Source organism: Clostridium nigeriense (assembly GCF_050585265.1).
In the GTDB taxonomy this organism is placed as follows: Bacteria; Bacillota; Clostridia; order Clostridiales; family Clostridiaceae; genus Clostridium; species Clostridium nigeriense_B.
Genome location: NZ_JBNOOE010000013.1, coordinates 1 through 18,954 on the forward strand (window position 1 = coordinate 1; position 18,954 = coordinate 18,954).

The 18,954-nt window shown below is 28.8% G+C and carries 17 protein-coding genes; 6 read left to right on the plus strand and 11 right to left on the minus strand.

The window, feature by feature from the left end; genetic code table 11:
* Positions 1 to 510: 510 nt before the first annotated feature.
* The gene (gene tnpA / locus ACQPVP_RS12050; protein ID WP_430850257.1) at positions 511 to 966 is read right to left on the minus strand and encodes an IS200/IS605 family transposase; all 456 of its coding nucleotides are present in this window, start codon (positions 964 to 966) and stop codon (positions 511 to 513) included.
* A 180-nt stretch (positions 967 to 1,146) separates the two neighbouring features.
* On the minus strand, positions 1,147 to 2,592 hold the full coding sequence (nagE, locus tag ACQPVP_RS12055) for an N-acetylglucosamine-specific PTS transporter subunit IIBC (RefSeq protein WP_430850258.1): 1,446 nt from the start codon (positions 2,590 to 2,592) through the stop codon (positions 1,147 to 1,149).
* A 510-nt stretch (positions 2,593 to 3,102) separates the two neighbouring features.
* Here nagE and ACQPVP_RS12060 point away from each other — a divergent pair.
* Positions 3,103 to 3,630 carry a PTS sugar transporter subunit IIA gene (locus tag ACQPVP_RS12060; RefSeq protein ID WP_430850260.1) on the plus strand — a complete coding sequence of 176 codons (528 nt, stop codon included), beginning with the start codon at positions 3,103 to 3,105 and terminating at the stop codon, positions 3,628 to 3,630.
* Positions 3,631 to 3,673: 43 nt separating this feature from the next.
* Here the strand turns inward: ACQPVP_RS12060 and glcT are convergent, their stop codons facing one another.
* Together glcT and ACQPVP_RS12070 are read right to left on the minus strand one after the other, a co-directional pair.
* Complete coding sequence (glcT, locus tag ACQPVP_RS12065; protein WP_430850262.1) at positions 3,674 to 4,540, minus strand: glucose PTS transporter transcription antiterminator GlcT; 867 nt, start codon at positions 4,538 to 4,540, stop codon at positions 3,674 to 3,676.
* A gap of 30 nt (positions 4,541 to 4,570) precedes the next feature.
* Positions 4,571 to 5,509, minus strand: coding sequence for a GNAT family N-acetyltransferase (locus tag ACQPVP_RS12070; protein ID WP_430850264.1), 939 nt, complete (start codon positions 5,507 to 5,509; stop codon positions 4,571 to 4,573).
* A gap of 510 nt (positions 5,510 to 6,019) precedes the next feature.
* Here ACQPVP_RS12070 and msrA point away from each other — a divergent pair.
* Positions 6,020 to 6,490 carry a peptide-methionine (S)-S-oxide reductase MsrA gene (msrA, locus tag ACQPVP_RS12075; RefSeq protein WP_430850266.1) on the plus strand — a complete coding sequence of 157 codons (471 nt, stop codon included), beginning with the start codon at positions 6,020 to 6,022 and terminating at the stop codon, positions 6,488 to 6,490.
* Positions 6,491 to 6,593: 103 nt separating this feature from the next.
* Here msrA and ACQPVP_RS12080 read toward each other — a convergent pair whose 3' ends face one another.
* The 6 genes from ACQPVP_RS12080 to ACQPVP_RS12105 form a co-directional block, all read right to left on the minus strand.
* Positions 6,594 to 7,400: a sulfite exporter TauE/SafE family protein gene (locus ACQPVP_RS12080; protein ID WP_430850268.1), complete on the minus strand. Its 807-nt coding sequence runs from the start codon at positions 7,398 to 7,400 to the stop codon at positions 6,594 to 6,596.
* A 125-nt stretch (positions 7,401 to 7,525) separates the two neighbouring features.
* Positions 7,526 to 7,693, minus strand: coding sequence for a DUF6903 family protein (locus tag ACQPVP_RS12085; RefSeq protein ID WP_430850270.1), 168 nt, complete (start codon positions 7,691 to 7,693; stop codon positions 7,526 to 7,528).
* A gap of 2 nt (positions 7,694 to 7,695) precedes the next feature.
* Complete coding sequence (gene gnpA / locus ACQPVP_RS12090; RefSeq protein WP_430850272.1) at positions 7,696 to 9,858, minus strand: 1,3-beta-galactosyl-N-acetylhexosamine phosphorylase; 2,163 nt, start codon at positions 9,856 to 9,858, stop codon at positions 7,696 to 7,698.
* Positions 9,859 to 9,870: 12 nt separating this feature from the next.
* Positions 9,871 to 10,749 carry a carbohydrate ABC transporter permease gene (locus ACQPVP_RS12095; protein ID WP_430850460.1) on the minus strand — a complete coding sequence of 293 codons (879 nt, stop codon included), beginning with the start codon at positions 10,747 to 10,749 and terminating at the stop codon, positions 9,871 to 9,873.
* A gap of 19 nt (positions 10,750 to 10,768) precedes the next feature.
* Positions 10,769 to 11,659 carry a carbohydrate ABC transporter permease gene (locus ACQPVP_RS12100; protein ID WP_430850274.1) on the minus strand — a complete coding sequence of 297 codons (891 nt, stop codon included), beginning with the start codon at positions 11,657 to 11,659 and terminating at the stop codon, positions 10,769 to 10,771.
* Between the two features lie 74 nt (positions 11,660 to 11,733).
* Positions 11,734 to 13,077, minus strand: coding sequence for a carbohydrate ABC transporter substrate-binding protein (locus ACQPVP_RS12105; protein WP_430850276.1), 1,344 nt, complete (start codon positions 13,075 to 13,077; stop codon positions 11,734 to 11,736).
* Between the two features lie 330 nt (positions 13,078 to 13,407).
* Between ACQPVP_RS12105 and ACQPVP_RS12110 the strand changes: the two genes are divergently transcribed.
* From ACQPVP_RS12110 to ACQPVP_RS12120, 3 genes are all read left to right on the plus strand, one after another.
* Positions 13,408 to 14,859: an arylsulfatase gene (locus ACQPVP_RS12110; protein ID WP_430850278.1), complete on the plus strand. Its 1,452-nt coding sequence runs from the start codon at positions 13,408 to 13,410 to the stop codon at positions 14,857 to 14,859.
* A gap of 60 nt (positions 14,860 to 14,919) precedes the next feature.
* Positions 14,920 to 16,047 (plus strand): anaerobic sulfatase maturase, encoded by a 1,128-nt coding sequence (locus tag ACQPVP_RS12115; protein ID WP_430850280.1) that lies wholly within the window; start codon positions 14,920 to 14,922, stop codon positions 16,045 to 16,047.
* Positions 16,048 to 16,219: 172 nt separating this feature from the next.
* Positions 16,220 to 17,080 carry a helix-turn-helix domain-containing protein gene (locus tag ACQPVP_RS12120; RefSeq protein WP_430850282.1) on the plus strand — a complete coding sequence of 287 codons (861 nt, stop codon included), beginning with the start codon at positions 16,220 to 16,222 and terminating at the stop codon, positions 17,078 to 17,080.
* A gap of 172 nt (positions 17,081 to 17,252) precedes the next feature.
* Here the strand turns inward: ACQPVP_RS12120 and ACQPVP_RS12125 are convergent, their stop codons facing one another.
* On the minus strand, positions 17,253 to 18,014 hold the full coding sequence (locus ACQPVP_RS12125; RefSeq protein ID WP_430850284.1) for a tRNA threonylcarbamoyladenosine dehydratase: 762 nt from the start codon (positions 18,012 to 18,014) through the stop codon (positions 17,253 to 17,255).
* Between the two features lie 226 nt (positions 18,015 to 18,240).
* On the opposite strand from ACQPVP_RS12125, the gene ACQPVP_RS12130 reads away from it, so the two are divergent.
* Positions 18,241 to 18,933 carry a 5'-methylthioadenosine/adenosylhomocysteine nucleosidase gene (locus ACQPVP_RS12130; RefSeq protein WP_430850286.1) on the plus strand — a complete coding sequence of 231 codons (693 nt, stop codon included), beginning with the start codon at positions 18,241 to 18,243 and terminating at the stop codon, positions 18,931 to 18,933.
* Positions 18,934 to 18,954 lie beyond the last annotated feature (21 nt).

Genomic DNA, 18,954 nt, shown 5'->3' on the forward strand with positions numbered 1-18,954 from the left:
AAACTCTCAATAAAAAGTTTAATCTTTTGCTCAAATTACCTTGAGTCTTAATTTTAAGACTTAAAAGAATTGCTGGTTTATTTTATACTTAACTTATATTCTGTTCAATTTTCAAAGACCATTTTTCTTCATCGCCCTCAAGCGACTGTTTTAGTTTACTACTTTAAGATTTATTTGTCAACACTTTTTATTTGACTTTTAAAATCTTTTTTCTTAGTAAGTTGTCCCTTATTTGTTATTTCTCTTGGGAACGAGACTTATCTTAACACTTATTCTGATAATCATTTGAAATTAATTTATTATTTTAGTAAAAATAGCCTTATAATACTACTATTTTCGTTATTTTTCAACATTTTACTTACATTGATACACCTGGCTAAGTTAACTTATTTATTCTTACATATAAATAAAAATCCACCAGCTCAGCTGGTGGTTTTGCATTTTCGGGCCTAGCCCTTTATTACTGGCATCGCCTAAAGGCGTACACTCAGTCTGGCACATGCATTTTTTCTATTTGCTACCCGTAAACGGGTCTAAATATTCCATTGTAAGTTGCTCTGATAATTTATCCTCTTGCAATTGGTTAGATATATATTCTTTTATTTTTTTAGTATTTTTTCCTACGGTGTCAACGTAATATCCTCTACACCAAAACTCTCTATTTCTATATTTATATTTCATATTACCCCATTTTTCAAATATCATAAGACTACTTTTTCCCTTAAGATATCCCATAAAACTAGATACACTCATTTTAGGCGGTATTTCTACCAACATATGAACATGATCTATGCAAACTTCAGCTTCTACTATATTTACGCCTTTCCATTCACATAATTTTCTAAGTATTGCTCCTACTTCTAGTCTTTTTTCTTCATAGAATATTTTTCTTCTATATTTCGGCGCAAATACAATATGGTATTTGCAGTTCCATTTTGTATGTGATAAACTATGTACATCATTCATTTTGAATGTCCTCCTTCTGATATTAAAGTGCAGTTGCCAGACCGCATCTTTATTATATCAGAAGGAGTTTTTTATTATCACCATAGCTTTAAGCTCTTTAGAACCCCACGTCTAACGCGGGGTTTTCTAAATACAATAAAAGATGAAGGCATTAACACCTTCATCTTCTTTAATATTATACTATTTTTTTAATTGAGCCTTTACAGCATCTGCAACAAATTGTACATTTGTTCCAACTATAACTTGTACACTACCTTTTCCTGGTCTTATAACACCTCTAGCTCCTAATGCTGTTAATTTTTTATCTGTAATAATTGAGTTATCTTTAACATTAAGTCTTAATCTTGTAACACAGTTATCTACTGTTATGATATTAGCTTTTCCACCTAAAGCTTCAATATAAGCTTTAGCTAAATCATTCATATCTCCAGAAACTGCTGTATTATCTGTGAATTCTTCGTCATCATCTTCTCTACCTGGAGTCTTTAAATTGAATTTAGTAATAATAAATCTAAACACTAAATAATAGATAGCTGCAAATACTAATCCAATTGGTATTAACCATAATGGATTTTCAGCCATTGGTGCTTTAAAACTTAAGATCCAATCAACAAAACCAGCACTGAAGTTAAATCCAGATCTTACTGGTAACATTGCACAAACGGCTAAAGATATACCTGTTAAAGCAGCATGTGCTACATATAGTCCTGGTGCTAGGAACATAAATGCAAATTCTAATGGTTCTGTAACTCCTGTAAAGAATGAAGATAATCCAGCTGCTAATAATAATCCATATACAGCTTTTTTCTTATTATCTTTAGCTGTATGATACATAGCTAATGCTCCTGCTGGTAACCCAAACATCATAACTGGGAAGAAACCTGTCATATACATACCAGTTTCTCCATATACTCCGTTACCTAAAGTTCCCCAGAAATTAGCTATATCGTTAATACCTGCAACATCAAACCAGAATACTGAGTTAAGTGCATGATGTAATCCTGTTGGGATTAATAATCTATTAAAGAATCCATAGATACCTGCTCCAATTGCACCTGTAGAAATAATTGCTTCACCAAATGATACTAAAGCTCCATAAACTACTGGCCATATAAAGAATAATATTAATGCTGCAACCAATGAAGCTAAAGCTGTCATTATAGCAACTGATCTCTTACCACTGAAGAATCCTAAAGCATCTGGTAATTTTGTTCCCTTAAATTTGTTATAGCAAGATGCTCCTATTAAACCTGCAACTATACCAATAAATTGAGTTTGAATTTTACTAAATGCTGCTGGAACTTCTGCAACATCTATTCCTTTAAACATAGCAACAACTGCTGGGCTTAATAACGTTGTAATCATAAGCCATGAAACTAAACCTGCAAGTCCTGATGCTCCATCATTATCATCTGACATCCCAACTGCTACACCTATGGCAAATAAGATAGCCATATTATCTATTAATGCTCCTCCAGCCTTAATTAAGAAAGCTGCCCCTATATTATTAGCTCCCCATCCTGTAGGGTCAATCCAATAACCTATTCCCATTAAAATACTTGCAACTGGAAGGGCTGCAACTGGAAGCATCAATGATTTTCCTAGTCTTTGAAGATACTTCATCATAATAATAATTCCTCCTTAAAATTTATTATACAAATTTAAGCATTTACACATATAATTCCATAAAAATAAAAAAGCCGAAAAGGATATTATAATATAAATCCTCTTCGGCTCATGCTCACTAATTTGATAACACGCCTAAATTTGTACTTGTATTTAATTTACAATCATAATTATATCATCTTATGTTATTGTTTTCAACATTTTTTCGAAAAAATTTTAAAAAATCTTATTTTATTATAATTAAAATTTAGTAATTTTAGCTTCTTTTTTCCACTAATTTATTGACAATTATTAATAAGTATATATATAATCATACTAGACGTGTTACTGTTTAATCAGGCATGAGTCCAATTAATAATAATAGGACTTATGCCTTTTGTTTTTAATCAGAATACACATTACATTTATGTATTTATTGCATTATATTAATAAATACTATAAGTATCTAAATAGTATATTTAAAAATTATTAATAGAAAGGATGTGGATTCCTGATTATTCAGGAAATACTATGTTTAAGTTTTTAAAAAATTTATTTAATTCAGATTCAAATAGTCAAGAAACTGTAAATACACCTTCTCATGTAAATGCACTTCTTGCTCCTATTTCAGGTAAAGCAATGCCTTTATCAGAAGTACCTGATCCAGTTTTTGCTGAAAAATTAGCTGGAGATGGAATGGCTATATTAGCTGAAGGAGATACAGTAGTTGCTCCTGCTGATGGAGAAGTAACTCTTGTTTTTAAAACAAAGCATGCAGTTGCTATGACACTAGACAATGGATTAGAATTACTTATTCACATTGGTTTAGAAACTGTTTCTCTTGAAGGAGAAGGCTTTGAACAATTAGTTGAACAAGGAACAAGAGTAAAAGCTGGTACTCCTTTAATAAAAGTAGACAGAAATGTTATATTAAATAAAGGTTTATCTCTAGCAACTCCAGTTTTAATAACTAATGTTGATGCAGCTAAATCTATCACTCCAGTTGAAAGTGGAGATGTTGTTGCAGGAAAAACTGTTGTAGTTAATTTTGAAGTTTAATAGAATTGCTCGACTAAAAAACAGCCATAAAGGGCTGTTTTTTTTACTTATTATTTTCTATGGATACTCTAAATCTTTCTATATGCATTGCTAAATAAGCTACCTCATCTTCAGATACACTCTCAATATTAAGAACTTTACAAATTATACTTTTAGTCTCCCAAGCTATCTCATAAGATAATCTATATTTCATTTTTATTACATCTACTAAGTCATTTTTTATAGGTGCATCTGTCATTATTCTTTCAATTGCAAATCTTATATGTGTTAAAAACCTTGCATAATCTAACGACTTTCTATCTATTTCAATTTTTAGTCTATCTTCTACATGCTCTACTATAGAATTGCTTAGAAAACTATATTTAATTGTATTAGACAATTTTCCATTATTTCTAGCAGAATGTATATGTAGAGATATAAAACCCTTTTCACCCTCTGGAATTTCAACTCCTAATTCATCCTTTATTCTTGTAGCTAATCTACAAGCCATACTAAATTCCCTTCCATAAAGTGTCTCAATTTCTACTAAAAAAGGATTTTGAATTTCTTCATTATCTTTTAGTCTCCTTATAGCATAAAATAAATGATCTATTAAACCTACATGGATGTTTTCATTTAATTCTTCTCCTAATTCATCTGTTATTTCAGCTATAACTTCCTCTACTAATGCTATTAATTTTGTATCAACTCTATTTAATATTTCATTAAAGTTTCTTTGATTATCCTTATCTTCTATTACGAATATCTTTTCTACTACTATGCCTTTTTCTACAATATCTCCTGGTCTTTTCCCAAAACCTATTCCCTTATTAAATAAAATCTTTTCTTTTCCATTTTCCATTACAAGCAGAATATTATTATTAAAAGATTTTATAACTTTAGCATTATTATTTAATATTATTTTTTCCACAATATCTCCCTACCTTTTTCTATAATAATATTAGTTCCTTTCTAATATCCTATAAAAAGTAATATGATCTTTCCACCCACCATTAATAAATAAATACTTTTCGTTTAATCCGATCTCTTTAAATCCACACTTTAAAAGAACTGCCCTAGATCTTTCATTATCAGTTAAAACAGAAGCTTCTAACCTATGAAGTTCTAGTTCCTCTTCTGCATATTTCAACACCAAATTTAAAGCTTCTTGCATATAACCTTTGCCTTGATAATCTTTATCCATAGAATATCCCACAATTCCACTTTTAAAAACTCCATAAACCACATTAGATATTTTTATCTTACCAATTAAATAATTATCTTTATAAATACCTAAATCAACGCCTGTCCCGCTCATAAGATTCTTATAACTTTCAAGGATTAAGTCTTTCTGAGTTTCATATGTGTAAAAGCTATTATCTCTTGTAGGCTCATAATTACACAAATGCTCTTTATTCCTATTATAATAATCTAATAATTCCTCTGTACAATCTGGTGTAAAACTCTTTAATGTTATATTCTCACCTTTTAATTTTATAATATAGTTCCTTTGCTTATTGTTAAATTCGCTTCTATTTATTCCAAAGCTTAACTCATCAAAAAAAACTCCATTTAAGAAAATATTTTCAGTGAATATACCTTCTAAAGTAAATCCTAAATCTAAAAATACCTTATAATTAATATTTTCATCTACCAAAATATTAGCTTTATATATAGTATTGTCCTTAAAAACTGCTCTTAATATACTTATTACTGTTTCCCTTAATAAATTTTGCTTATTATCTTTAAAGAACTTTAGTTTAAGATTACATTTTTTATTTTTTTTATCCAATTCAACTATAGTAAACCTTCCAATAAGGATATTATCTTTATCCTTAATTATATAGTCATTAAGACTTCCCTTAACAAGCTCTATAGTTACTTCTTTAATTTCATTCATAATATAATCTCCTAAGATGAATATGTTTACTATCACTTTTATATTATATCTACAAAACTAGTATTTGCACAATATTATCTTTCACTAATTAATTTAAATATATAAAAATCTATAACTTACATTAATTTATAAAATAACTAATATATTTTAGTGTTATCAATTATTAAGGAGCTATACTGATTATTTCAAAGCTATTTAAAAAAAGTAAAAAATTAAAGAAATTTATAAAAATTATATGCATAAGTTCAATGTTATTTATTACTATTATATGTGTAATTAATTTAAATTGGAAGGATATTTCTAAAGATTATGAAAATATCGATAATATAAATATAATTACTGAAAAAAATTAATTAATGAAATAAAAAAATACAAATAAGATAATTCCACCATGAGTTGAATTTTCAAAGTTAATTACTATATACTTTTCTTTAAATAAATATGTTTAATGATTATTTTAGATGTATAATATAAGTTAAATAATCTATTATATAAAGGAGAGTGATAATAATGAAGAAAATAGTTTTAGCTGGAGGATGTTTCTGGGGAGTTGAAGAGTTCCTATCTAGAATAAATGGAGTTATATATACTGAAGTTGGATATGCAAATGGACGAACAGAGAATCCAACATATGAAGATGTGTGCTATAAGAACACTTATTTTGCTGAAGCTTGTTTAGTTGAATATGATGAAAAAGTTCTGTCCTTGGAAAATTTACTAAAAGAATATTGGTCAATAATTGATCCCACTGTTCTAAACAGACAAGGTCCTGATGTAGGAAGTCAATATAGGACAGGAATATATTACTTAAATGATAATGACTTAGAAACTATATTTAAAAGTAAAGAAGAAAGTCAAAAGAATTACGATAAAAAAATAGTTACTGAAGTTGTTCCATTAACCAATTATTATAAAGCTGAAGAATATCACCAAAAATATTTAAAGAAAAACCCAAACGGATATTGTCATATAAAATTATAAAAAGCTATTACAGGGTAGTATTCTTATAACTTTCTAAGAGTGAAAAATAATGTATAAGCATAATTAGAAATTAATACTTATACATCATTTTTCTTATATATTATCATATAGAAAATTTTAAAAAATTATATATATTTATTGAAATAATAATCAATATTAAATACATAAATATATTATCCACTTTCTTAGTTGATATATTTCTATTTATTTTGCTACCAAGCAATCCCCCAATAATTCCACCTAAAACCATAATAATTAATGTGTCTATATTAAATTCTGGAACATTCCTAGTTATTAAAGTACTTAAGAAGCTAGTAATTTGAGAAAACATTATTATATATATTGAATTAGCTGCAGCAACTTTTGTTTCCATTGAAAAAAAATACGATAAAAGAACTAAGTTTATAGGCCCTCCACCTATTCCCAAAAACGCTGAAATTAATCCTAAAACAAGTCCAATTAAAATGCATAAATATGAGTTTTTAATGTCTATAGTTTCTATCTTATCTGTATTTTTAACATATATTAATGTTGCAACAGTAATAATAACAAGTATAAAAGCTTGTATGGCTCCTACCTTATTATCATTATTAAATAATAATTTTAAATTCTGGAATATTCTATTTCCTAGTATCCCCCCTATAGCTGCTCCAACTCCTAGTAATGTTGATATTTTATAATTCAAATTTCTATTTATACTATTTTTCATATTCTTATATACTGAAATTATAGACATAGCTAATACTGTACACCCTGATAAAAAGCTTATAGATGATACTGACATTATCCCAACAGTATCTAAAATTGGCTTTATTATTATTCCTCCTCCAATTCCGCATATGGATCCAATTAATGAGGCTGAAAAACTAACTGTTAAAAAAATTATATTTGATATAAATTCTTCAAGCACACACATCCCCCCATATTTTACAGCCTTTTAATAATATCTATTATAAAAAAAGAAATCCTATAAAAATATATTTTATGTTATTTCTATAGGAATCTCTTTCTTATTTTTTAAAGGCATTTATTTAATTACTTATTCTTTTTATTATATAAAAATAACTGTGTAAGAAGCCCTATTAATCCAACTAGCATTGTACATAGCCCTGGTATTCCTATATTCTTTTGCCCTACAATAATCATTGATAAGAATACTATAAAGGCGATAATATTAATAACTATTTTCATTGTTTTATTCATTATTACATCACCATCCATCTAATTTCACCAGGTTCTAAAGTAACACTGACCATATTACCATTACCATCATAGACATTAGTAACTTGCTCTTTGTTTGTATTATTTAATATTGCATATTTATTTATACTTGGATATGCATGTACTTCACAATATAAATTATCTGCATACCACTTCTTAAACTCATTCTCTTTATTAGCAGAATAATATAAAGCTCTCATTAATAAACGTGTATTTTGTTCTGAATATGGAAGCCCTGCTATATAGACGCATCTTCCTTTTCCATAATCATTACTTGAAAGATTTACTTCACCATTGCTATATGAAATTATTTGAGTTGATTCCTTTGTTGCATAGATATTTTTCATTCCTTCACCAAAATTAAAGTCTTCCACTATATCCTCTTTAATAAAATGATTTTCGACTTCATCATGGAAATACTTATCAGTATGTAAAGTAAATCCTAACTCTTTATCCACACCAAAAGCATCTGCTAATTGGAAGAAGTGGCCACCATTTTCAACTGCTGTCGGCTCACCAATTCCAACAAAACCTCCACCATTATAAATCCATTCACGTATTGCTGCAACAAAGTTAGGATCTTTCCAAACATCTCCACCAGAAAATGCAGTATTAGCATCTCCAGCATTTATTATTACATCAACATCTTCTGGAATTCCATTTTCTTTTATATCATCAAAACTTATAAATGTTACATCCACACTAGCTCCACTCAATGAATCTAACATTCCATTATAAGAATAAATTTGCTTACAATATAAAGCATGAGCAACCATGTAAGGATGCCAACTTCTTAATTTTCCCCAACTATTTAAAATAGCTACTTTTAATCCACAGTATGGTTCTACTCCCTTTATATTATCATAAATTTCTCTAAACTCATCACAAGTTTTTTCTATATAATCAACAAATTTAGGGAATTTATATGCTAAGCTTGGATATCCCCCATATCCTATACGATCGATTGGCTTTCTCATAATAGCACGTCTTGCACTTAGCCAATTATCAATAGCTTCTATTGTTGGATCATTTCCTTCATAGAAAGTATCTGGGAAGAAATATGGTAAAAATCTTCCTTCATGATATTTTACGCCAGGAATATCAGATATTAAACGAAGAGTAGATCCTCCTCCAACACTTCCTACAACAGCATCTAACCCAATCTCAGGAAAATACTTTCCATATGGCTCAGTCCCTATCCAGTTATCTCCAAGAAACATCATAGCTTCCTTACCTGCCTCATGAGTCAATTTAACTAACTCTTTTGCTGTTTCAGCTACAAACCTTTGTTGGAAATTTATATAATCTTCATATTCCTTTGTTGGAACGCAAAAAGTTGAATTATAATACCCATTTTGTACAAATACTTCTGGACGCAATTTATATTTATATTCTTCTTCAAATGCTAAAATTGCTTCTGTAGAAACACTAGCTCCATACCCACACCAGTCAACAAATTTTTCTTTTGCTAGATTATTAAAGATTAGTGTAAAATGGTAGAAAAATGTTGTAAAACGTACCACATCTGTATCAGGATTATCCTTTAACCATTGTTTTAAATATTCAAAAGCAAACTTTCTTGAATTAGGCTTTCTTACATCAAAAGGGATATCATGAGGTACATCACCCCAATTATTTGTAATATGATTATACATTTGTGTTGGATCCCATAATATATATGCTAGAAAAGATACTGTGTACTCATGGAATTTTTCACAATTATCTATTTTAACTATATTATTTTCCTTATCATATTCCCAATTTTCAGTAGAAACAATCTTATTAGTTGTTCTATCTATGACTTCCCACCATTCTTTTGGATCATGATTATAATCTGCCTTTATCTGTTGATCATAATAACAAGATAAAAATTCTATTTCTGTAACTTTAGATGTTGCCAATGTATATTCACTCATTAAATAAATTTGCTGACATTCATCCATATGTTTTTCAGCAAAATCATTGTGTCCACGTGCAACAAAGTATGTTGTATAAATTTTTGCATCTAATTTTTTTATATCATCACTAAGCTTAGTACCATCACTATCACGAATAGCATCCGCTCCCCATCTTGATAATAATTCCTTTGTTTCCTGAAGAAAGTTGCTCTCACTCGGTAATGTAACTCTACCTCTAGTCTTTGCCATTATTGATCCTCCTTAATCTTTTAATCCACCAAGGCTCATACCTTGTGTAAGTTTCTTTTGAACTAAAATATATAAAATTAATGTTGGCACCATTACAATTACTAATCCAGCATACATAACTCCATAATTTGTAGCTGTCTTTTCAACTGCCATTAAGTTTTGTAGTCCAACTGGTAAAGTTTTATTTGTTGTTGTCATTAACGTAAATGAGATGATATATTCATTCCAAAAAGATAAAAAGTTAAATAATATTACTGTAATAATACTTGGTCTAGCCATTGGTATCATGATTTTTATCATTGTTTTAAAATACCCACAACCATCTATTAACGCTGCTTCCTCATAAGCCTTAGGTAATGTTTTAAAATATCCGCTTAATAAATAAATTGTAAATGGTAAACTTGTTGCCGCATAAACTATTGCTAAAACTAAACGATTGTTCAGAAAAATTTTGACACCAAGCAACCTATTTGCAGAGCTTAGCATTAAAAATATTGGCACTACTATGTAATTAACATTAACAAATAATCCTGCCATAAATCCTGCATTTATAAACTTTCTACCTTTAAATTGAAATCTAGCTAAACAATAAGATGCTGGTAATGCCACTAATAATAAAATTACAAGAGCTAACGCTGTAACAATTACAGAATTTAATAAATACTCTCCCATTTTTGCCTTTCCAAATGCAATACTAAAGTTTTCCCAAATTAATTTTTTAGGAAATGCAAATGGATTAACATCTTTTCCAACAAACTCTGCATTAGACTTAAGGCTGGCCATAAATACCCAAGCAACTGGTACAATAATTGAAACTGCTAGAATAATTAGGGCTATATAGATGAATATTTTATATAAACTTCTACTACTATTTGATTTTGAATTTTTCATATCTTTCATATCTTCCCTCCTAGAACTCTAACACTTCACGTTCAGTAATTTTATTAATCACTGCTGATAAAATGAATGAGAATAAGAATACAACTACTCCAATTGCCATTCCATAACCATAAGCTGAAGACGTATATGCTTGTTTATACATATAACTTAAAAATACTTCTGTTTGGCCATTAGGTCCTCCACTTGTCATAATTTGAACCATTAAGAAACTTAGATTAACTGTACTAATAACAAAGAATGTTAAAGTGGTACGAATATTATCCCAAATAAGAGGTAATGTAATTGTGAAAAATTGTTTCACTTTTCCTGCTCCATCTAAACCTGCAGCTTCATAGAAACTCTCTGGAATTGAAGCCATACTTGCCATATACATAACCATATAATATCCGATAGCTTGCCATATTAAGGCGAATATTAATGAATATATTACTACGTTAGGATCCCCCATCCACATCTTCTTTAAGTTATCTAAATTTAAAAATCCTAGTATACTATTTAACAAACCCGCTTGTGGATCATAAATTGCTCCAAAAATAGCTGAAATAACTACGACACTTAAAATATTAGGTATATAAAATATTACCCTAAAAAAATTTTTACCTTTAACATTTTCCTTAGATAATACTGCTGCAAAAAACACCGCAATAACGAGAGTAATAATTGTTACAAGTGTGATAATTAGGATTGAATTTTGAATTGATTGTAAGAAATTTTGGTCTTTACTTAAAATCTTAAAATTTTCAAACCATTGAAATGTTTTATTATTGGAAAGACCTCCCCACTTATATAATGACATTCTAAATACATTAAATGTAGGTATTACCATAAATATTGTTACAAGAATTACAGCTGGTGCCATACAAGCAAATATAAATCTCTTCTGTGACTTTTTTTTATTCATCTACTCTCCCCCCTTTTTAAGTCAAACGGTGAGTTATAATAACTCACCGTTTGACTATTAACTAGTTTCTTAAACTATTGTAGTGCTGCTTTACATTTTTCAAAAGTATCGTTTAATTGATCTTTCCATTGTTCAGCAGTCATTGAACCATCAACTAATGAATCTATTGCTCCATATACAGCTTTCTTAAAATCTAATCCTTCAATTGTATCTGTTGTAGCCCAATTACCTAATGCAGGTAATACACCTTCTTGTTCATATATACCATAGAATAGTTTTAAATTACCATCAAGTTTATCTACGATTCCCTTAACTGGTTGAATAACTGGAGTTTTAACCATTTCTCCATCTTTATTTGCAACTTCATTATTTAGCATAAGATCAACTGCTTTATCTGAATATAAGAATTTAATAAACTCTTTTGCGTCATCAGTGTTTTTAGCATCCTTTGGTACCCATACTTGTTCAAAGTATGTGTAAGCATAACGATCTCCACCTTCTTCATATGCTGGCAATGGCATGAATCCCCATTCGAAACCTTCTGGAGTTGATTCTGACATTTCTCCAACTACCCAGTTACCATTAGGCATAAATGCTGCTTGTCCATCTATTACTGCTTGTTGATTCCTCTTGAATCCACCATCACTATTTGCATTTGCTACTGTTGCATCCCAAGTATAACTTGCTAATTTAGAAACTGTGTCTATTACAAGTTGTCCTTCTTTAGAGTTCCAAGTATTAGCATCATATTCTAATGCCTTTTTATAATAATCTGCACCACCAGCTTGATATAACATTGCAAATAAAGTTCCATCAAAATATCCTGATTGAGGATAAGTAAATAATGCCTTACCTTCAGCCTTTAATTTATCTCCATATGCCCACATTTCATCCCATGTAGTTGGTACTTCTCCATCTTTAAATTGAGATGCATCATACCACAAACCTGTTGGCGAATAGAATATTGGAGCTAGATAAGTTTTTCCATCACCATACGGTTGAGTAATTGCATTTTCTGCAAATCCATCTTCTAATTTATCTTTTAATTCTCCTGTAAATACATCTGATATATCCAATAAAGCATTTTCCTTAATCATTGTCTCAGTGAATCCACTCTTTTGTCCTATGTTGTAATAAACTACATCTGGATATTCTCCATCTAACATTTGAGGACGTAATTCTTCATCTAATTTTGATGAAATTTGTAATTCAACGTCTACATCCGGATTTTCTGCCTCAAAAGCTTCTGCAAGTTTATTCCATATTTCAGCTCCGTTTCCGCCTTCAAATGCAGCTACTTTTAAAGTTCTTTTTCCTTCATCAGTTGATACATCTCCTGAAGTATCCTTACTGCCACATCCAGTAAGTGCTGTTACAGTCATAAGTGCTACTAACGACATACATAATAATTTTTTCATAAAATCTCTTCCCCTTTATATTTTTATAATTTTCTTGTTTTTTATAAAATAAAAAGTTTTCTTACAATTTATATTGTAATACTTGGTAAACGTTTTTGCTATAGTTATATTGTCTTGTTTTATTCATATCTTGTTATCGATAAATTTATTTATAGCATTATTCTTTAATTTATCTTCCATATGCTTAAATTATTCTAATAATTTAAGTATATTGTTAACTTTAAATCTTTAAACACCAAATAATTGTTTACCAATATTTTCTTTGTTATAATCTGTTATATAAATATTTACAATTAAAAAAAGTTTTTTCCAAAGAAAGAAGGAATTAATGTGAATAAACCAAATATTATACTTTTAATGTGTGATCAATTTCGTGGTGATTGTTTATCTTTTAATGGACATCCTGATGTAAAAACACCCTACTTAGATACTTTAGCAGCTACTGGTGCAAATTTTGATAATGCCTATTCAGCTTGTCCTAGTTGCATTCCAGCTAGAGTTGCATTATTTACTGGAAAAAGTCAAAAAAGTCATGGTCGTGTTGGTTATGAAGATGGTCTTCCATGGAATTATGATCATATGCTTGCACAAGAATTATCTGATAATGGATATCAAACACAATGTATTGGTAAAATGCATGTAGATCCTCCCCGTCTATCTTGTGGTTTTAATAATATAAAATTACATGATGGGTATCTAGGTCACTATAGAAGTATCAATATTCCACATTATCAGCACCAAGAAGTAACTGATGATTATTTATATTATTTAAAAGATAGAGAAGGACAAAATGCAGATTTTAATGTAACTGGTCCTGAATGTAATTCTTGGATTACTCACCCTTGGATTTATGAAGAAAAGCTCCATCCTACAAATTGGGTAGTAGATGAAAGCATTCGATTTTTAAAAACTAGAGATCGTACAAAACCATTTTTCTTAATGAGCTCCTTTGTTCGACCTCATCAACCCTATGATGCTCCTAAAAATTATTTTGATATATATAGAGATAAATCCTTAAGAGAACCAGCAAATGGTGATTGGGTAGATTCAAGCCTTACAGAAAAATACGGAAATATAAAGGACTCAATTTACGGTTGTAGGGATAAGGAACTTCGCCATGAAGCTATGTGCGGGTATTACGCATGTATAACACATGTTGATCATCAAATAGGTAGACTTATTACATCGTTAATTGAAGACGGAACCTATGATGATTCCATTATTTTATTTTTATCTGACCATGGTGAACTTTTATTCGACAACAATTTATATCGCAAGGTATTTCCATATGAAGGTAGCACCCATATTCCTTTAATAATTCATGTTGGTGATAATATAAAACATAAAGCACCTTTTAGAAGTGATACCCTTGTTGAACTTAGAGATATAATGCCTACTATTTTAGATTTTGCAGGAATAAAGATTCCAGATGAAGTAGATGGTTTCTCATTACTTCCAGAGATTTGTGGTGATAAAAAGAATAATCGTGAATATTTACATGGTGAGCATAGTTTTCATTCTAATTTATCTAATCATTTTATTGTTACTATATCAGATAAGTTTATATGGTATAGTGAAAAAAATGAAGAACAATATTTCAATCTAATAGAAGATCCTAGAGAAGAGTATAATTTAATCAACAATCCTTCATATCAAGAACGTATTAACTATTTAAGAAATTGTTTAATTAAAGAATTAGATGGAAGAGAAGAAGGTTATAGCGATGGGGTTAGCCTTAAAGAATGTTGTAAACCTGTAAATACATTATCCCACATATTATAAATTATTTTAAATCCAATCTATATAGGAAAATCTAATAAAAAGCTAATGAAAGGATAAAAAATGAAAAGAAATTTAAGCTTAATGATAAAACCCTCTTCTAGCAAATGTAATTTAAAATGCAAGTATTGTTTTTATCATTCTATATCAGATGCTAGAGATATTAAGGACTATGGTTTTTTACAAGAAGATACACTTAAAATAATAATTCAAAAAGCCTCTATTTATTGTAATGGTGGAAATTGTGTAATAGGCTTTCAAGGAGGAGAGCCTTTACTTATTGGTTTAAATTTTTATAAGAAACTTATTGAGTATGTAAATGAATTTAGGAATGAAACTACATTTTCATTTTCTCTTCAAACAAATGGTACTTTAATTACATATGAATGGGCAAAATTTTTTAAGGAAAATAATTTTCTTATTGGTGTATCTATTGATGGTAATAAGGACATTCATAATTTAAATAGACTTACTACCAAAAATGAAGAAACCTTCAACAAGGCTATGAGGGGAATAAAATTATTACAAAAATACAATGTTAATTTTAATATCCTTACAGTTGTTACTTCTACCTTATGTAAAAAAATTGAAAGTACTTATAACTTCTTTAAGAAAAATAATTTTAGATATCTTCAGTTCATACCTTGTTTAGAACCATTAGAAAACATAAATTTGTCTCTAAGTGAATTTTCTATTACTAAAGATGAATATAAAAACTTCTTAATAAAACTCTTTGATCTTTGGTATAAGGATGCTGTTAATAATAATTATATAAGTATAAGAATGTTTGATAATATTCTTGGGCTATTTTTCAGCCAAGATTATGAGGCTTGTGATATGAAAGGAATTTGTTCATGTCAACATATTATAGAAGGTGACGGCTCAGTTTATCCCTGCGACTTTTATACTTACGAAACTTATAAAATTGGCAATATCTTAGCTGACTCTTTTGATGATATTCATATGAATAATACTGCTATAAACTTCTTAAAGAATTCTACAAATATAAATATCAAATGTAAGAATTGTAAATATCTCTCTATATGTAGAAACGGTTGTAGGCGTCATAGAGAAAATCAAGATAACAATCTAAATTATTTTTGTGAAGCATATTATGATTTTTACTCATATTCCCTAGATAAATTTAATGATTTGTCTATTAGATTGAAATCTAATAGAATATTTAATTAATATATTCACCTAACTAAAAAATACTCCTATATGATTTGAATTTATTATATAAATATCCTTAAAATATCATATTATTGTGTTGTTTTGTAATAATATTGCTTTAATAACAATATTATCAATTTATATATATTGTGATATAATAAAATAAATGTATCTAGAATGGGGGGATAAAATGGGAAACACTAGATATTTAATAAATAAAAATAACTATGACCCTAACTACGATCTACTTTACATTAGTAAATCCAAATTTGAAAACGATTGGCATAGTACAGCTCACTTTCATCCTTTTACAGAAATATTTTTCATAACCGCTGGAAAAGGAGCTTTTCATTTAGATGATAAAATAGTAACTGTTAATAAATGGGATTTAATTATAATCAATCCAAATTGTTTACATACAGAGAAATCTTCTTTATCTGATGTGCCTTTAGAGTATATCGTACTTGGAGTAGATAATCTTCTTTTAAATTTTCCTGACTCCTATAGCCTAACTGATAATGAAACTCAAATAAAGCTGTATGAAATAATGAACTTTACCAATGATAAAGATTTGATTCTAGATTATTTTAATAAACTAATTAACGAAATAGAAAACAAGGAATTTAATTACGAAATTGTTTGTAAAAGTATACTAAATCTATTCATAACACACATAATTCGAAGCACAACATCATCACTATTCGTAGAAGAATCCCAAGAAAAACTTAACCTAGAATGTATAAAAATTAAAAACTATATAGACTCTCACTATTCACAAAATATAACTTTAGACTATCTATCTGATTTATCCTATATGAATAAATTTCACTTAGTTCACACTTTTACTAAGCATATAGGTATATCACCAATAAACTATGTTATAAATAAACGTATTCAAGAAGCTAAAAATCTTCTTGCTACAACTAATTACTCAATTAGAGATATTTCCTCTATAGTTGGTTTCTCTAACTCTTCTTACTTTAGTCAAATGTTTAAAAGAGTGTCAGGGATAACGCCTAAAAACTATAGAATTGAAAATTCAAATAAATAAAAAAGTACTTCTATATAATTTTGCTTATTCCGTCGCAAGCTCCAAGTCATCGCAAAATTAATAGAAGCACTTCAAAGCTGAAGGAAGGAAATTATAAAAAAGTTATTCAACGGGTAACATCTTTATAATTTCCTAAGTAATAAAAAAAGCTGAAATCAATCAGCTTTTTTTATTACTTATCTATATCTAAAATAGATTTTATAACTTCTCCACCTAAAATCATACCTGCTACTGGAGGAACAAAAGATATGCTTCCTGGTATTTGTCTTTTAGATGCACACTTTTTAGTACCACCTGTACAAACACATCCAGTCTTGCAAGTTACTACGTCTTCTTCTTTTGGCTTCATTGGCTTCTCTTCTGAATATACTACTTTAAGTTTCTTAACTCCTCTTTTTCTAAGCTCATATCTCATAACTTTAGCTAATGGACAAACTTTAGTATTATATATATCAGAAACCTTAAATTGTGTTGGATCTAATTTATTTCCTGTACCCATTGAAGCAATTATATTAATTCCCTTTTCATAACAATATTGCGCTAATGCAATTTTAGCTGAAACTGTATCTATAGCATCTATTACATAGTCAACATCATCTGGAATTAACTCACTTAAGTTTTCAGGTGTTACAAATATTTGATGGGTTATAACATTGCACTTTCTATTTATAGATAGTACCCTTTCCTTCATAACTTCAACTTTAACTTTACTTATTGTGTTATATGTAGCATGTATTTGTCTATTTAAATTTGTTAGACAAACAGTATCATCATCTACTAATATTAAAGTACCTACCCCAGCTCTAGTTAAAGCTTCCACTGCAAAGCTTCCTACTCCACCAACACCAAATACCATTACTTTCGCATTTCTTAATTTCCCTAGTCCTTCATTTCCTACAAGTAACTCTGTCCTAGATAATGGATGTTGTATCATTAACTTCTCTCCTTTTTACATATATTGCTCTCGCAAAAATATTTAAATTTAATATATCTTATTTTAGAACATTATTTAATTATAAACAACAATATTTTTATCCCAAATTAAAACATTTAAAATCTAAAGGATAGAAATTAGATATTTTGTTTAAATAAGGTATATAATATGTTAAGATATTAAAAGATTTAACTAATACATAGCATAATTTTAAGGAGGGTAATTTATGGTTTTAGGAATTATAAGTGCAATGACAGAAGAATTAGAAATTCTTTTAAAAGATATGGATATTAAAGAAGAAACTAAGAAAGCTAATATGACATTTTACAAAGGAACTCTAGGAAATAAAGATATTATTGCAGTTGTTTGTGGAATTGGTAAAGTTAATGCTGCAGTTTGTTCACAAATATTAATATCTGAATTTAATGTTAACTCTATAATAAATGTTGGAGTTGCAGGAGGAATTGGTAAGAATATTTATCCTGGAGATGTAGTGGTCGCTACTAACTTAGTTCAACATGATATGGATACAACAGTTTTTGGAGATCCTCATGGTCAAGTTCCAAGATTAGATACTTTCGATTTCAAATGTGATGAAACTTTAGTTAATACTGCTTTAGAAGCTTGTGAAGAAATTAAAGAAATTGATACTTTCTCAGGTAGAATAATTTCTGGGGATCAATTTATTTCAAGTGTAGATAAAATCCAATGGTTTGAAAAGGAATTTAATGCTATGGCATGTGAAATGGAAGGTGCTAGCATAGCTCAAGTTTGTTACTTAAACAATATTCCATGCGTAGTTATTAGATCTATTTCTGATAATGCTAACAATGGTGCTCATATGGATTATGAAAAATTTATTCCTATAGCAGTTAGAAACTCGACAAAAATATTAAAAAACATGATACAAAAACTATAAAACAAAAACATATATTATCTT

Bases quoted from the DNA above. Each gene is read 5' to 3' on its own strand.
- ACQPVP_RS12070 (WP_430850264.1), bottom strand. From the start codon at position 5,509: ATGAATGAAATTAAAGAAGTAACTATAGAGCTTGTTAAGGGAAGTCTT.
- ACQPVP_RS12085 (WP_430850270.1), bottom strand. From the start codon at position 7,693: ATGAATAAAACAATGAAAATAGTTATTAATATTATCGCCTTTATAGTA.
- gnpA (WP_430850272.1), bottom strand. From the start codon at position 9,858: ATGGCAAAGACTAGAGGTAGAGTTACATTACCGAGTGAGAGCAACTTT.
- ACQPVP_RS12100 (WP_430850274.1), bottom strand. From the start codon at position 11,659: ATGAATAAAAAAAAGTCACAGAAGAGATTTATATTTGCTTGTATGGCA.
- ACQPVP_RS12060 (WP_430850260.1), top strand. From the start codon at position 3,103: ATGTTTAAGTTTTTAAAAAATTTATTTAATTCAGATTCAAATAGTCAA.
- ACQPVP_RS12120 (WP_430850282.1), top strand. From the start codon at position 16,220: ATGGGAAACACTAGATATTTAATAAATAAAAATAACTATGACCCTAAC.
- ACQPVP_RS12115 (WP_430850280.1), top strand. From the start codon at position 14,920: ATGAAAAGAAATTTAAGCTTAATGATAAAACCCTCTTCTAGCAAATGT.
- ACQPVP_RS12125 (WP_430850284.1), bottom strand. From the start codon at position 18,014: ATGATACAACATCCATTATCTAGGACAGAGTTACTTGTAGGAAATGAA.
- ACQPVP_RS12095 (WP_430850460.1), bottom strand. From the start codon at position 10,749: ATGAAAAATTCAAAATCAAATAGTAGTAGAAGTTTATATAAAATATTC.
- tnpA (WP_430850257.1), bottom strand. From the start codon at position 966: ATGAATGATGTACATAGTTTATCACATACAAAATGGAACTGCAAATAC.
- msrA (WP_430850266.1), top strand. From the start codon at position 6,020: ATGAAGAAAATAGTTTTAGCTGGAGGATGTTTCTGGGGAGTTGAAGAG.
- nagE (WP_430850258.1), bottom strand. From the start codon at position 2,592: ATGATGAAGTATCTTCAAAGACTAGGAAAATCATTGATGCTTCCAGTT.
- ACQPVP_RS12130 (WP_430850286.1), top strand. From the start codon at position 18,241: ATGGTTTTAGGAATTATAAGTGCAATGACAGAAGAATTAGAAATTCTT.
- ACQPVP_RS12105 (WP_430850276.1), bottom strand. From the start codon at position 13,077: ATGAAAAAATTATTATGTATGTCGTTAGTAGCACTTATGACTGTAACA.